At 42.5% G+C, this 15,540-nt stretch carries 10 protein-coding genes; 8 read left to right on the top strand and 2 right to left on the bottom strand.

The features are described 5' to 3' along the window. The first annotated feature begins 8 nt into the window (after positions 1–8). On the top strand, positions 9–1,982 hold the full coding sequence (locus E2R66_RS16410) for a TlpA family protein disulfide reductase (RefSeq protein ID WP_133232464.1): 1,974 nt from the start codon (positions 9–11) through the stop codon (positions 1,980–1,982). Positions 1,983–1,984: 2 nt separating this feature from the next. Here E2R66_RS16410 and E2R66_RS16405 read toward each other — a convergent pair whose 3' ends face one another. After that, the gene (locus tag E2R66_RS16405; protein WP_133232462.1) at positions 1,985–3,469 is read right to left on the bottom strand and encodes a TolC family protein; all 1,485 of its coding nucleotides are present in this window, start codon (positions 3,467–3,469) and stop codon (positions 1,985–1,987) included. 321 nt (positions 3,470–3,790) lie between these two features. On the opposite strand from E2R66_RS16405, the gene E2R66_RS29300 reads away from it, so the two are divergent. Further along, positions 3,791–4,099, top strand: a complete 309-nt coding sequence (locus E2R66_RS29300) for a DUF2652 domain-containing protein (protein WP_133232460.1) — start codon at positions 3,791–3,793, stop codon at positions 4,097–4,099. Continuing rightward, positions 4,084–4,230 carry a DUF2652 domain-containing protein gene (locus E2R66_RS29295; RefSeq protein ID WP_133232653.1) on the top strand — a complete coding sequence of 49 codons (147 nt, stop codon included), beginning with the start codon at positions 4,084–4,086 and terminating at the stop codon, positions 4,228–4,230. The genes E2R66_RS29300 and E2R66_RS29295 overlap by 16 nt, the downstream gene beginning before the upstream one ends. A 211-nt stretch (positions 4,231–4,441) precedes the next feature. On the opposite strand, the gene E2R66_RS28990 is transcribed toward E2R66_RS29295, so the two are convergent. Further along, a complete protein-coding gene (locus E2R66_RS28990) occupies positions 4,442–4,591 on the bottom strand; it encodes an SDR family oxidoreductase (protein ID WP_240049336.1) in 150 nt (49 codons plus the stop codon). A gap of 764 nt (positions 4,592–5,355) precedes the next feature. On the opposite strand from E2R66_RS28990, the gene E2R66_RS16385 reads away from it, so the two are divergent. The 5 genes from E2R66_RS16385 to katG all read left to right on the top strand — a co-directional run bounded on the left by E2R66_RS16385 (position 5,356) and on the right by katG (position 15,368). Beyond that, positions 5,356–8,664, top strand: a complete 3,309-nt coding sequence (locus E2R66_RS16385; RefSeq protein WP_133232456.1) for a SusC/RagA family TonB-linked outer membrane protein — start codon at positions 5,356–5,358, stop codon at positions 8,662–8,664. A gap of 26 nt (positions 8,665–8,690) precedes the next feature. After that, positions 8,691–10,466: a RagB/SusD family nutrient uptake outer membrane protein gene (locus E2R66_RS16380; RefSeq protein WP_133232454.1), complete on the top strand. Its 1,776-nt coding sequence runs from the start codon at positions 8,691–8,693 to the stop codon at positions 10,464–10,466. 32 nt (positions 10,467–10,498) lie between these two features. Next, complete coding sequence (locus E2R66_RS16375) at positions 10,499–11,338, top strand: endonuclease/exonuclease/phosphatase family protein (protein WP_192901989.1); 840 nt, start codon at positions 10,499–10,501, stop codon at positions 11,336–11,338. A gap of 563 nt (positions 11,339–11,901) precedes the next feature. Beyond that, positions 11,902–12,774 carry a methyltransferase domain-containing protein gene (locus tag E2R66_RS16370; protein ID WP_133232452.1) on the top strand — a complete coding sequence of 291 codons (873 nt, stop codon included), beginning with the start codon at positions 11,902–11,904 and terminating at the stop codon, positions 12,772–12,774. A 323-nt stretch (positions 12,775–13,097) separates the two neighbouring features. Continuing rightward, positions 13,098–15,368 carry a catalase/peroxidase HPI gene (katG, locus tag E2R66_RS16365; RefSeq protein WP_133232450.1) on the top strand — a complete coding sequence of 757 codons (2,271 nt, stop codon included), beginning with the start codon at positions 13,098–13,100 and terminating at the stop codon, positions 15,366–15,368. Positions 15,369–15,540: the final 172 nt, after the last annotated feature.

Below are 15,540 nucleotides of genomic sequence, written 5' to 3'. Positions count from 1 at the left end.
ATTTAATTATGCGGTGGTCTTTGTTTGTTGTTTTTATAACGATTGCCTGTTCCAGTCAGGCGAAAACGACCCTTCAGCAGGAAATTGAAGGGAACTGGCTTTCTTCAAAAAACATCCTCGATTATGGTTTTTTTGAAAAATATGCTATTGTAAACGGTAGCATATTGTATTATGAAAAAATTGGTCAGCGTAATAAAGCTGTTGTGATTACATTCAAAAACAGCGGTATAAAATTATTTGTTAAGAAAATCAATAACAATTCTATTTCTGTGGTCAATAATGGTTTACGCAGTATTTTAACCAACCAAAAAAGTGACAACCCGAATTTTGGAAGTAACGCTGCAGTTTTTAGCCCATTTTTCAAACAGGCTTTTTTTTACCTGAGCGGGGTAGTGAAAGGATACAATCCCAGATTTGCTGGTTTTAAATATGTGAGGCTCATTCATCAGAATTTTATAAGTGTAAATAATGATGAAGTATTGCTAACAGAGATCAAGCCTGACGGATCGTTTGCGATAAACATCCCTATAAGTAATCCGAAAGAAATTCTTATACAATTCGGGGATTTTACAACTTCAATTTATGCTACACCAGGGGGCAATCTGGTTGTCTATACAGAATATCAGGTCCCGCCCGGATTGCGGTCGGATCCCGGACAGATAAACGACTTTCTTGATAGCAGGATCCTCTTTTCCGGTAAAGATGCTTTAATCAACACAGAGCGTAAAATGTACCTTACGCATTTTTATGGCATTTGGACGAGCCCGGAATTGGATAAGCAGAAAGTAAATCTCAATGCGACGGAGTTCAAATTATTTCGTTTAAGAGATCGTACGAAACAATTAACAGACCTGCATTCATTTACTGCAAGATATCATTGCAGCTTTAAATTTGAAAGGTTGCTTACAAATTATATCGATTACACTGCCGGGATTGATATATTAAGCTCGGTGGCCAACAATGCGAAGAATACTTCAAAGGTTGAGGACGGATATTTTTCATTTACAGATTCAATCAAATTAAATAACCCTGACGCTTTGATTACCGGGCAATACAATGAATTTTTAAGATCGTGGTTTCTTGTAAATTTCAATGTATTGAAGCCATCTGTTAAATCTTTACTTGAAGCTACCCGCAATTCGGGCTACGAAATTGAGCCTGAAGACGCGGCTTTTATAACGAACTATTACAAGATAAATAAAAACATCGATTCAAAGGATTTTGACAGCCTTTCGGAAGATAAGAAAACAAAACTCAGGAATATCCTGATAAAATATGATGCTGCTTTAGACATCGGGGTAAGGCAAATGTATGCCGAAATTCATAAGGCAGACAGATTAAAAGCAATTAGCCTGGCTGAAATGCAAAACCCGGATGGGATCGGAAAAGATATCCTTTTGGGAAAGCTTGGTGCGTTCCAGTTGGAAGAAGGCCGGCAACTATCAGATACGGATATTGCATATTTTAGAAATAAAATTAGCAATAAAAAGATTTTTGCCTGGCTTATGGATGCAAGTAAAATATTAAAGTCCAACCTGGCAAATACTAAGATAAACCCGGTCATCGTGGATAATACCGTTTTGGCAGAGGGGAATAAATTTTTCAAAGACCTTATCGGAAAATACAAAGGCAAAGTGATTTACATCGATTTTTGGGCGCCGTGGTGCGGTCCTTGTATGGCAGAAATGCCTTATTCAAAAAAGTTACAACAACAGTTTACCGGAAAGCCAGTCGTGTTTTTATACCTTGGTATGCAGTGTTCAAAAGATTCCTGGCAAAAGACAATAAAGGCCCAAAATATGAAAGGGGAGCATTACTTGCTTTCCAAAGACGAGGATTTGATTTTGAGTAAAATGTTCAGGGTAAATGGAATCCCGCACTACGGTTTGGTGGACAGGTCAGGGAAGATTTACGATGCTGACGCAATGCGCCCCAGCGACTTTGAACACCTTGCTTCCCAGATTGATTTCCTGTTGAAGTAGCATTACCAGTCAGCGTCTTTGCTGAAATCAATCAGATCAATCTTCTTATTCCGCTCAAAGTCATAAAGGGTTAACCTCCTGATCAAATAATACATGGACCAATAATTCCTCAGATTATTAATATAATCTGTTATTGCCCGATCCTTTTCAAGTTGTGCGTTGTTAAAGTCGGTATAAGTAATTGAGCCAAGGGCGTATTTTTGCCTGGCGATATCATAACGCTGCTGAGCAAGTGTACGGACCTCCTTTGAAATGCTTATCTGATTATTCTGCATTTCCCATTTCATGATCTGATAATTTATTTCCTGTTCAGCGGCCAGCTCCTGCTGAGCAATATTGTTTTTTTCCAATTCCAAATTAGCTTCCGCCCGTTTTCTGTTCGATCTGTTTACGCCCCAATCTATTATCGGGATATTGATGCCCACCGTAACCGATTGGTTCATAAGAAGGTCACGATAAGATTGACCAAGCGTGCCTCCCGTTTGAGTAAGGCCGATATTTGCCCGTATACTGATCTTTGGCCCTGTCTCGGATTTGGTTCTGGATAGGGCTTGTTCCGCTTCGAGGCGCCTTCGTTTGAATTCGACGATATATTTTCGATTGTAGTGGGCTTGTTCTAGAGCAGCGCCGCGGGCGATTTCAAACTGCGTTATGGAGTCGGGAATCGTTAACTCTATTAATTGTGATTTATCGATATTCAGATATCTGATCAAGCTTTGCTGTGCGGTTTCAACATTCAGCGTCGAATTGGCCAGTGCCGACTTGGCGTTGAGTAAACTTACTTTCGATTGCAAAACCTCATTGAGTTGAACGGTACCAATCTCGGATCTTGCTTTTGTGATTTTTACCAGTGTATCAATATTTTTAAGATTCTGCTGGTCCAGTTTCAACTGGATGTTTGCCAACAATAGATCAAAATATTGAGAAACCGTGTTCAAAGATATATTTTCCAAATTCTCTACGTACCCGCGGCGGGCTTCCTGTAGCTTTAGGGGTTCGATCTGTTTTTGCCATTTAAAGTCATTGTAAAAAAGGTTATCCTGGAAATAGCTCAGAGTAAAAGGTATTGAGGTATAACTGGTATTATTGTAATTGCCAAAATTATCTAACCGGCTGAGAGATGATCCGATAGCGATATTGCCACCTGTCAACCCAATATTTTGCGCAAAATTCAAAAACAAACTTGAGTTGGCGACATTTTGGCCTACAAAGCTTATCTGCCCGCTTGGAAGGGTGATAGAGTTGATAGATCGATAATAGTCAGGTGTATAACCACTCAGTGATAATTTCGGGAGGAAGCTGGATTTATAGTTTTTATAATTCCAGAATGCTGAGCGGGCGGTGTTAACGGAAATCTTATAATCCAGGGAGTTTATTTGCGATAAATGTATAGCATCTTTTAATGACAGCGTGAGCGCGCTTTGACAGTATGTGTAATTTACGGAAAATAATAAAATTAAAAACGAAAAGCTTTTTTTAAATGTCATTTGATAACAGCCACAAAATTTGGCATTGAATTAATTAATCTAAAGGTCAATCTTTATGATCCGATATACAAATCAAGCACTATTTTTTGGCGATTTACGCTCAATAAATGGCCATTTTTGATGAGATATAATTGCAGAAAACTATGATTTCCAGTAACGATATCCGGCAAATTCATAATAAGAAGATGTCAATCCATATTTGGAATATCTAAGATCACTGTTCGCTCACTTTTGTATCAGTCCTCTATGGGATGAAATAATTAGCAAATCAATGATCAGTCAGCGTTTAACATTATAGCAGGGAATAGCGGTCAAAAAACAATGAAGGCCCCCGTGACCGAGGGCAATCTGCTTATTCCGGACATTAGCGGCTTTACGAGATTCGTACAGATAACGGATATAGAAACCGGCAGTTACATAATTTCGAGGCTATTGGCTGTACTACTGGATAGCAACATGTTAAATCTGAAGATATCAGAAATTGAAGGCGACGCGATTCTATTTTACAAATTGGGGGAGCGATTGTCCCGTCAGAATATTCTCGCACAGTTCGATGCTATGCAGGATCGTTTTCGTAGCGAAATCCTTTTACTGGCAACTAAAACCGGAATAGAATTGATCTTGGTCTGAAACTGATTACTCATTATGGTCCGTTCTCTGAATACAAAGTAGGAGGATTCACCAAGCTTTATGGTATATCGGTTATAAAAGCCCACCGTTTGCTGAAAAATTCAATCGGCAGCGATGAATATGTACAATGACCAATGCTTTAATGAACAGTGAACCAGCAGCGAATCCTGCCCAAGGTTCTCATAATAGAATATGCGAGAATTACAGCCCATTGGCAAACGTATGTTTTACCTGGCTCTGATATCCGCAAGCTTTTAAAGGGCTACAATTTGAAAATCATCTGCTTCAATACAGGGGAGCAACCATATCGATCACTACCCTGGAATACTACTAAATTATTTATTAAAGAAGTGTCGCACCACCATCAATGGTATGCTCGGACCTAGTAATAAATGAGGCCTCATCGCTGGAGAGAAATGCAACCAATTGACCTGTTTCTTCCGGCTTACCGATCCGTCCTGTAGGTGTTAGGCTCGTCAGGTAATCAGTCATCCCGGCAATTATATCGCAGCAAAAATTTGCAAATCGGTTATCAGACGGTTCGACTTTAGTCTTATTGGGGCTACCCAGAAAAGTAAGAAGCCTCAAGTCGAAAGATTTGAGGCTTCTTGCGTTTATTTTGAATGGAACAGCTGATAGCTCTTCGGCTCCTATCCGCCAGGGGGCAGACATAGTTTCGAGAGGTGCTCCCGCTACCTGAAAAATTGGAAAGCCTTGAATCGGAAGATTTAAGGCTTTTCGCGTTTATTTTGAATGGAGCAGCTGGTAGCGCGAGCTTATATCCGCCAGGAGGCGGTCATAGGTTCGGGTCCTGTTCCCGCTACCTGGAAAAACAGAAAGCCTTGTATACGAAGATTTGAGGCTTATTTGTTGATAATGCATTGATACTACCTACCACCAACTAAAACATTGTGGTGAGCCATTACTTATTTTCATTGATAATACTAACGGGGCTATTAAAGCCTTTAATCCGACAGATCAGAGGCTTTTTGTTTTGGCAGTAATCAGTATTCTGCGGGGCCAGATCCAATTAGTACTCTTTAGAAGATACAGCCAACCTGTATAATCATATTAATCCAGTTTTATGAAACCGTGACCAATTTAGCCCCTCACGGCACTGTAGGGGCAATATTCGTGTTTTTTAAAGTCTATAAATCAAAGTAGATTAACATCGCCTTTACATGTTGAAGATAGCTTTGCCCCCAACTTAAGCAATCAAAATAACACTACAAAACAACCCCAAATTTATCGATCGAATGAAAAAAAATCTACTATTTAAGCTAAAGGCGATCTCCTGTGCTTCCGTTGCGTTCCTTTGCGCAAATGTGATTCCGGTGCAGGCTATTGCTGCTATAAGGCTTAGCGACTCCCCCTACTTTGTTAATAAACAGGAATCCGGAACTATTAGCGGAAAGGTAGTTGATGAAAAAGGCGAATCACTACCCGGCGCTACTGTAATTATTAAAGAGCTTAACAAAGTAGTGATAAGCGGCAACGACGGTACGTTTAGTGTAAATGTACCTGTTGGTACTTACAACATAACGGTTAACTACATTTCGTATGCTTCATTAACATTAAACAGAATTGTTGTAAAAGCAGGTGAAAATACCCCGTTAAACATTACATTAAAAGCTGAAACAGGTACTTTAAACGAGTTGATCATCGTTGGGTATGGCACTCAAAAACGGGCAAATGCCACAGGCGCTGTTGATCAGATTTCTTCTAAAAATTTAGATAACAGGCCTATCACTAATCTTACGCAGGGGCTGCAGGGCCAATTACCCAACTTAAACATTAAGATGCTGGATGGAAAGCCAACGCAATCGCCCAGTTACAACATCAGGGGCACTACCTCTATTGGCCAGGGTGGCAGTGCCCTTATCCTGATAGATGGTTTTGAAGGCGACCCAAGTTTACTAAACCCTAATGATATCGAAACGGTATCCATACTAAAAGACGCTGCCTCGGCCGCCATTTATGGGGCAAGGGGTGTTTTCGGCGTGGTATTGATCACCACAAAAAAAGGAGAAAAAGGACGTACCAGTGTTTCATATAGCTCAAATTATGCAATTAAATCGCCAGTAACCCGGCCCGATTTTGTGACCGATGGTTATACCTGGGCCAAAATGTTTTCAGAAGCGTTTGTTAACGGTGATGGCGCCTTCCCGCAAAATGCAAATAAAACCCAAAAGTTTTCGCAGGCTTATTTAGATGAATTTAAGAGAAGGGTAGAATCGGGACAGCCCTACAACGAGGTTGAAGTAAACCCAACAACCGGAGAGTATACTTATTATGGAAGCACTGATTATTATGCAGCACTGTATAAAAAAAATACGGTAGCATTGGAAAACAACCTTTCGGTAAGTGGCGGAAGCGACAAGGCGACTTTTTTGGTATCAGGCCGGTTTCTGAAACAAGATGGCTTGTTTAGATACAATAGCGACGATTACGATATGAAGAACTTACGGGCACGGGGTTCTATCCAGGTGTTTCCGTGGTTAAGTGTTGAAAATAACGCTGACTTTTCCTCTATGAATTATCACAATCCGATAAACGTAGGCGAAGGTGGTGGTATTTGGAGAAACATTGCAGATGAGGGTAAACCTACCATGCCGCTGTTTAATCCTGATGGTTCATTAACTTTTGCTTCGGCCTACACCGTGGGTGATTTTATTTATGGAAAAAATGGTATTGATACCCGTAAGGAGGTATTCCGGAACATCACCGGTTTAAGAACTAATTTCTTTAAAAACAAGTTCCGTGTAAATGCCGATTTTACTTTCCGTAATACAGATAATAACAGGGATCAAAAAAGAGTACAGGTGCCTTACAGCAACTTTAAGGGTGTTACCTCTTTTGTAGGTACAACTACTAACGATCTGGCATTCGACCTGCGCGAAACGAGATACCTGGCGACCAATATCTATAGCGAGTTTGAAAACCGCTTTGGAACTGATCATTACTTTAAAGCCATGGTTGGCTATAATTATGAGCAGTCTACCTATAACAGGGTGGCCGTACAACGCAACGGGATCATTTTTGAAGATGCTACAGACTTGAACCTTGCCCTTGGCCAGGCAATAACAACGGGTGGTGGTTATGAGCAATGGGCAATACTGGGTGGATTTTCAAGGCTAAACTATTCATTTAAAGATCGATATCTTGTTGAAGTGAACGCGCGCTATGATGGGTCTTCCAAGTTTCCGTCAAACCAGCGCTATGGGTTTTTTCCGTCTGTTTCTGCAGGCTGGCGCATCAATAACGAGCCATTCTGGAAAGTTTCAAATCAGCTGATCTCTGATTTAAAATTAAGGGCATCTTACGGATCATTAGGTAATGGTAACATTGCTTCATATGCTTTTCAGGAAATTTTTAACATCAGCCAGTCGGGAGTTATTTTAAATGGTGTAAGGCCACAAACTACCCGTAACCCGGGCGTGTTGCCTGATGAATTAACGTGGGAAACATCTACCACAACCAACGTTGGTTTAGATCTTACCATGCTATCTGGCCGCTTAAGCTTTAGCGGTGATGCTTATATCCGTAAAACTACCGATATGTTCACTTTTGGTTTAACCCCCCCGGCAGTATTTGGTGCCAGTGTACCAAAAGGTAATTATGCCGATTTAACCACCCGTGGCTGGGAAGTATCATTTAGCTGGAACGACAAATTTGGCAAAAAGGAAAGCCCTTTCAGTTACAATATCAGAATTACCCTCGCCGATAACAAAACAAAAATTGACAAATATAATAACCCTGATAAGCTATTGAGCGATTATTATGAGGGACAAACCATAGGCGAGATTTGGGGCTATGAGACAGAGGGTTTCTTTATAGATGCCGCAGATATTGCATCACACGCTAAACAAGACCCGCAAATGAGGGCTTCTCCATCAGGGTTATGGTTTCCGGGCGATATTAAATTGAGAGACCTGAATGGCGACGGCTATATTAATGTTGGAGAAAATAAAGCAAACAAATCTGGCGACAGAAGAATAATTGGAAATTCTGCGCCAAGATATACTTACGGTATCAACCTGGGTGCAAGCTGGCACAATATATTTTTCTCCACCTTTTTTCAAGGGGTAGGAAAGCAGCAATGGTATCCAAGTACCGAAACAGAAATGTTTTGGGGGCAGTATAACAGGCCATATAATAATATCCCCAAATTTCATCTGGGCAATATGTGGACACCAGACAATACAGATGCGTATTTCCCAAGAACGATGTCCAGAGCAGCATCCAGCAATACCAACCGTACTTTGGGTGTGGCACAAACCCGCTACCTGCAAAACGTTGCTTACATACGTATGAAAAACTTACAGATAGGTTACAATTTGCCATCAAAATGGATAAACCGACTAGGTATGCGTACCGCCAAATTATATTTCTCCGGTGAAAACCTTTTTACTTATTCGCCTATGTACAAAATTGTTAAAAACACCATCGACGTAGAAAATGCTGTGCCCTCAGATCAGGATTTGAATGCCGGCAGTACCAATGGCGATGGTTACAATTATCCATTGTTAAAAAGTTACTCATTCGGATTAAACATCGGTTTCTAAAGTAAAAGTATACAATTACAAATAACATGAAAAAACACTATATATTGATTTTGTTAGGTTGCCTTTGCTTTGCAGCCTGCAAAAAGTTAGATCAACAACCACAATCCACTGCTTCTAAAGACGCCGTTTTTGGTACCGAGAACGGATTAAAGTTGTACACAAATTCCTTTTATGGCATGGATTTTCTTCCAAAGAATTCTACCAGCCAGGATGCCATGTCAGATTATCTTGCAGTAAAATCTGTACCGGATTTTATTCGTACTGGTGCATTCGGGGCTAATAACAGTTCTGGATGGACATGGACGGATTTAAGAAACATTAACTATTTCATCGAAAATTGCAATAATCCGGCTGTACCAGCAGAAATACGCAAAAATTATCTGGGTATCGCCCGCTATTTTAGGGCTTACTTTTACATGGAAAAAGTAAAACGCTTTGGTGATGTGCCCTGGATAAATAAACCCCTTACTATTGATGACCCGGCGTTAACTGCTGGTCGCGATAAAAGAGAACTGGTAATGGATTCTGTATTGGCCGATCTTGATTACGCTTGTGCCAACATTACAGCAACTAACGATGCCAGCCGCACCACTGTTACTAAATGGGTTGCATTTGCCTACAAGTCGAGAGTTTGTCTGTTTGAAGGTACGTTTAGAAAGTACCATCCAGAACTTGACCTGGGAGCTACTGCAAACAGGTGGCTGGAGCAGGCTGTATCTGCTTCAGAACAGATTATGAAAAGTGGCGGTTACACTATTAATGCCGCCGGTGGCGCTGGTGTATCTTATCGCCAGGTATTTAACAGTAATATTCCGGTTGCCGGCGAAGTGTTGCAATCTGCCGTTGCCGACGTAAATTTAGGCGTATTAAACGAAGCCAATTGGTGGTGGACAAGCGGCACCTACGGTGCAAAAGCAAGCTTCACACGTACGTTTATTAATACATACCTAAAACTGGACGGAACGCCATATACCAATGACCCAGCATACCGTACCATGTTATTTAAAGATGAGGTGAAAAACCGCGACCTGAGATTGAAGCAAACGATTCGTTTGGGCGATTATAAACGTATCAGCAACGGGCAGCCGGTTGCCGCTCCACCAGTTTTTTCATACACCTTTACGGGTTACCAGCCTATTAAGTGGACACTTGATGACACTTATTATGACGCGGGTGCGCTAAATACTAACGCTGTTGCATTGTTTCGCTATGCCGAGGTGTTGTTGAATTTTGCTGAAGCAAAAGCCGAATTGGGTACGTTAACCAATGCAGAGTGGGCAGCTACAATAGGTGTTTTAAGAACAAGAGGGGGCATTACAGGAGGAATTAGCGCAAAGCCCACTGTTGCAGATCAATATTTGATAACCAATTATTTCCCGGAGATTACCGACCCAACATTGTTAGAAATTCGAAGAGAGCGTGGTATTGAATTAAGTTTAGAAGGATTTCGCTTTTCTGACTTGTTGAGGTGGAAAAGAGGCCCGTTGATGGAGCAGGAGTGGAATGGTTTTTATGTTTCGGCATTAAATACACCATTAGACCTGAATGAAGACGGCGTTTTAGACGTAGCTTTTTATCAGGGTACACGCCCTACACCGGCCGTATCCGGTGTTACGTATGTTGATGTTTCGGCCAGATTAGGCAATGCCATTAACTCGCAATTGTTAAAAAACGGAACATCCGGAGAATTGACCTGGATGAATGAGATACCAAGAAAATGGGACGACCGTAACTACTATTATCCAATTCCGTTGGGCGATCTTCAGCGTAATCCTAACTTAAAACAAAATCCGGGCTGGTAACGCCTTAGCTGCTTATATAATTTACACAGAAAATGAACATAAAAATTTGGATCATTGCCGCGTTGATTTTTTCAACCACACAGATTGCAAAGGCGCAACAAATCACCATAGGTACTTTTAATATTCGTTATGACAATCCCCGCGATACAGGTAATTTATGGGTGAATCGGGCCCCTGTGGTATCAAACCTGATCCGCTTCCACGGCTTTGATGTACTGGGTGTTCAGGAAGCATATAAAAATCAGTTAGACGATATGAGTGCCGCTTTACCTGAATATGACCGTTATGGCAAAGGCCGGGATGACGGTAATGATGGAGGGGAACACTCTGCCATTTACTACAAAAAAAGCCGCTTTAAGCTGTTGAAAAGCGGCGATTTCTGGTTGTCTGAAACGCCTGAAAAGCCGGGAAAGGGTTGGGACGCAACCTGCTGTAACAGGATTTGCTCATGGGTTTTATTACAGGATCTTAAAACTAAAAAGCAGTTTTATACTTTTAATGTACATTACGACCATCAGGGCGTTATAGCCCGTAGGGAAAGTAGCAAGCTGATTATAAAACAGATCAATAAAATAGCAGGCAACGCGCCGGTTCTGTTAACAGGCGATTTAAACGGAGGCAGGGATAGCGAGTGTTACCAAGAACTGGCTACATCAAAATTATTGCTGGATACTTATACAAAAGTTCAGTTTCCTTATGCTAACAACGCTTCATTTAATTCCTTCAGCACACCACGCGGACAAGCTGTTATTGATCATATTTTCATGACCAATTCTTTTATCGTAAATAAATGGGGAATTTTAACAGATACTTACTACGGTAAGTATCCGTCAGACCACTTTCCGGTTTTAGCAGAAGTAGAATTAAAGTAAGCAGAACGCGGGGCCTGCGCCCGCTACCTGAATCAAGTGAAAAGAGGCCGTATCAGATTTATGATACGGCCTCTTTTTGTGCGTAGTTGGAAGCTCGTAGGCTCCTATCCGCCACAACGCGGTCATCGGTTCAAGTCTTGTTCGCGCTACCTAAAAATCAGAAAGCCTTGAATCGGAAGATTTGAGGCTTTTTTTACGATTATTTTGAATGGAGCAGTTTGTAACTAGTCGGCTCCCTTTTAAATAATATTAAAATAAAAAACAATACAGCGATATTCCTGTTAGGAGTGCAGCATTACGGGGTAATGCGTCATGTCCGCATCATATTCTCTATTCTTTCGTCGCATATTTAAATTACTTCAATTTTATTGATTTACCGGGCTCAAGAGGCTGTTTTTTTAATACCATTAATAGATTTTAATATTGTTTATGATTTTAAGAGCTATTGCTAATCCTATTCGATCAATTAAAATACACGAACAACTCGCTCTTTTTGGTTTGTTTTGATGGGTTTTGTTGGCCGTCAAATTTACTATCCGATACTTATTTTAAATATATAACTTATGAAAAAGAACATTACCGAGTTTATCCTTGAAGGAAGCGACTATACGGAACATGATAATTACTACGAATTTAAAATTTTAAGAAACTCCACATCTATTAAAGCAAATGTCCATTATTTTAACAATGAAGAATGGGCTGAAGAATATCTGACCTTTTGCCACAGAAGCGACAATTTCAAAAACAGGTGGGAGGCAGCGGTTGGCGATTTAACAGACAAAGTTATAATTGATATTGGATGTGGCCCCGGAAATGTTTTTGCAACTTTAAAAGGTAATCCTCGTTTATTGATCGGAGTGGACGTAGCCGGAAATTCATTTTCATTTACCAAGAAATACGATTATACGGGCGTACTTGCCGACGCACATTGCCTTCCTTTTAAATCTGGTATTGCAGATATTGTTACTTTAAATGCAACACTGCACCATTGTGAAAATATGGATTCGGTTTTGAAAGAAGCTGCGAGACTTGTCAAACCAGGCGGACTATTAGTAACCGATCATGACCCGCAGTACTCAGCATGGAATTATAAAGGAATTGCTCGAATACTGTGGAATGCACGCGTGGTTTACTACAACTGGATTGGCCGTGGTTTTCATAAAAGTACAGCGCAGCAAAAAAGCGGATTGGCCTGCGAGACCCATCATAAACCAGGGCACGGTGTAACGAAAGAACTGTTTTTTAGCGTTTTTGAAGCTCACGGTTTTAAAGTGAACGTTTTTCCTCATAATCATGAGGTTGGAGCATCTGTGCTCAACGGCGAAATCGGACTAGCCGAATTTAAATACAAACTAGGCAACCTACTATCCGGAAGGAACCCTTTTTCAAAAAGTAGCGCTTTATCGCTGATGTGTGTGGCAAGAAAATCGGCTTGAGTTATTGAGTACGATGGCTAAAAAAATCAAACGTTTCTTTTTTAGCCATCGTAATAACCACTTAAATTATTCAAAACGGAAACTGTGGAATTAACGATATGATTGGTTCGATAATCGCATTTAAAATATGCATTCAAAAAGCATTCAAAGCGCTCCGCTTGTCATGCTCCCCTAGCGCGATAAAATGAGCCTTGTCATTTCATAGCTTTTTACTATTGCATATAGAATTAAATGATTGGCATCCTGCGTTCAGATTCCTTAATTTTATATCGCCTGCTAACAAAACCCTGCGGGCAAGCATTCACTATAAAAACTAACCGATTATGGAAAAAGATTCAAACGACATCGGCAAATGCCCGTTCCACAATGGCAGTATGAAGCCTAAGGCTGCCGGCGGCGGCACCCGCAACGAAGACTGGTGGCCCAACCAGCTTAAGCTAAGCATCCTGCGCCAGAATTCCTCCTTATCTAACCCAATGGGCGATTTTGACTATGCGGAAGCATTCAATAGCCTCGACCTTACAGCCTTGAAACAAGACCTGCACGCGCTGATGACCGACTCGCAGGACTGGTGGCCTGCAGATTTTGGCCACTACGGTGGTTTATTTATACGCATGGCATGGCATAGCGCGGGCACTTACCGCGTAGGCGATGGCCGCGGCGGCGCAGGTGCGGGTATGCAACGTTTTGCGCCATTGAACAGCTGGCCCGATAACGTTAGCCTGGATAAGGCCCGCAGGCTGCTGTGGCCCATAAAACAAAAATATGGCCGCAAAATATCATGGGCCGATTTGATGATACTAACCGGCAACATTGCCCTCGAATCGATGGGCTTCAAAACTTTCGGCTTTGCCGGCGGTCGCGAAGATGTGTGGGAAGCAGATGAATCAGTTTACTGGGGATCAGAAACTACCTGGCTTGGTAACGATAAAAGGTACGCGGATGGCTCGGCGGGTGTTGAGGGGCATGGCGCGTTGGTATCAGATGAGAATGCCGGTGGCGACATCCATACGCGTAATTTAGAAAAACCACTTGGAGCCGCACATATGGGCCTGATATATGTAAACCCTGAAGGGCCTGACGGTAACCCCGACCCTGTTGCCTCGGCAAGAGATATACGTGAAACCTTTGCGCGTATGGCCATGAACGACGAGGAAACCGTTGCCTTAATAGCCGGTGGCCATAGCTTTGGTAAAACACACGGCGCTGCCTCTTCTGACCATGTGGGCAAAGAGCCCGAAGCCGCCGGTATAGAGATGCAGGGCTTTGGCTGGGATAATAGCTATGCATCAGGCAAGGGTGCAGATACCATTACCAGCGGGCTGGAAGTTATCTGGACCAAAACGCCTACGCAATGGAGCAACAACTTTTTTGAAAACCTTTTAGGGTTTGAGTGGGAGCTAACCAAAAGCCCTGCTGGTGCGCATCAATGGGTGGCAAACGATGCAGATGCCATTATACCCGATGCTTACGATGCGGAAACGAAACACCGCCCCACTATGCTTACTACAGATCTTGCCTTGCGGTTCGATCCGGCTTACGAGAAAATTTCGCGCCATTTCCTGGAAAACCCTGATGCTTTTGCTGATGCTTTTGCACGCGCCTGGTATAAATTAACCCACCGCGATATGGGGCCCATAGCACGTTACCTTGGCTCCGATGTGCCACAGGAAGAGTTGCTTTGGCAAGACCCAATCCCTGCTGTAAATCACCCCTTGGTTACCGCCGAAGACATAGCTGGTTTAAAGACGAAAATATCGGCTTCGGGACTGAGTGTATCAGAATTAGTGTCTACCGCCTGGGCTTCGGCATCATCGTTCCGTGGTTCTGATAAACGCGGCGGCGCAAATGGCGCGCGCATCCGCCTGGCGCCACAAAAATACTGGCAAGTGAACAACCCAGCGCAATTGCAAAATGTATTAGGCGTGCTGGAAGGCATCCAGAAAGAGTTCAACGGCGCACAAACCGATGGCAAAAAGGTTTCCCTTGCCGATCTTATTGTACTGGCCGGTTCTGCAGCAGTAGAAAAAGCTGCAGCAGATGGTGGGCATACCGTTAGCGTGCCGTTTGCGGCAGGCCGTATGGACGCTTCACAAGCACAAACAGACATTGAATCGTTCGGTTACCTGGAACCCGCAGCCGATGGTTTCCGCAATTACCGTAAAACCAAGGCATCTGTAGCTACCGAAGCGTTGTTGATAGATAAAGCACAGCTGCTAAACCTTACCGCGCCGGAACTTACCGTACTCATTGGCGGTTTGCGTGTGCTTGGAACCAATTACGATGGCTCTGCTCATGGGGTGTTTACCTCAACGCCCGGCGTACTTAGCAACGATTTCTTCCTGAACCTGCTGGATATGGGCAACGCTTGGAAAGCCATATCTGCCGATAAGGAACTTTACCAGGGTACGGACCGCACTACCGGCGAACCCAAATGGACGGCCACACGTGCCGACCTGGTATTTGGCTCCAACTCCGAGCTGCGTGCCCTTGCCGAAGTGTACGGCAGTGCCGATGCACAGGAAAAATTCGTTTCCGATTTCGTAGCGGCATGGGCCAAAGTAATGAACCTGGATAGATTCGATCTGAAGTAAACATTATAGGCCTCTATGCAACGCCTCCTTGGACTTTTGTTTAAGGAGGCGTTTTGGTTTGTATAGCGTGTACTCAAACGCCTATATTTTGCCCGGCTTTTGGCCAACTTGGTGCATCTATGATTTGAACTGCGGCTACCTCTACCATCTACAACGAAAGCTTCCCAGTGCG

Origin of the sequence: Mucilaginibacter psychrotolerans, from assembly GCF_004519315.1 — a bacterium.
Classification (GTDB): domain Bacteria; phylum Bacteroidota; class Bacteroidia; order Sphingobacteriales; family Sphingobacteriaceae; genus Mucilaginibacter; species Mucilaginibacter psychrotolerans.
The sequence above is the reverse complement of the archived record's forward strand: the minus strand, read 5'-3'. Positions and strand labels throughout refer to the sequence as shown.

What these genes read in the sequence shown, in the direction of transcription:
- E2R66_RS16370 (WP_133232452.1), top strand. Translation starts at nt 11,902, where the DNA reads ATGAAAAAGAACATTACCGAGTTTATCCTTGAAGGAAGCGACTATACG.
- E2R66_RS16375 (WP_192901989.1), top strand. Translation starts at nt 10,499, where the DNA reads ATGAACATAAAAATTTGGATCATTGCCGCGTTGATTTTTTCAACCACA.
- E2R66_RS16380 (WP_133232454.1), top strand. Translation starts at nt 8,691, where the DNA reads ATGAAAAAACACTATATATTGATTTTGTTAGGTTGCCTTTGCTTTGCA.
- E2R66_RS16410 (WP_133232464.1), top strand. Translation starts at nt 9, where the DNA reads ATGCGGTGGTCTTTGTTTGTTGTTTTTATAACGATTGCCTGTTCCAGT.
- katG (WP_133232450.1), top strand. Translation starts at nt 13,098, where the DNA reads ATGGAAAAAGATTCAAACGACATCGGCAAATGCCCGTTCCACAATGGC.
- E2R66_RS16385 (WP_133232456.1), top strand. Translation starts at nt 5,356, where the DNA reads ATGAAAAAAAATCTACTATTTAAGCTAAAGGCGATCTCCTGTGCTTCC.
- E2R66_RS16405 (WP_133232462.1), bottom strand. Translation starts at nt 3,469, where the DNA reads ATGACATTTAAAAAAAGCTTTTCGTTTTTAATTTTATTATTTTCCGTA.
- E2R66_RS28990 (WP_240049336.1), bottom strand. Translation starts at nt 4,591, where the DNA reads ATGACTGATTACCTGACGAGCCTAACACCTACAGGACGGATCGGTAAG.
- E2R66_RS29300 (WP_133232460.1), top strand. Translation starts at nt 3,791, where the DNA reads ATGAAGGCCCCCGTGACCGAGGGCAATCTGCTTATTCCGGACATTAGC.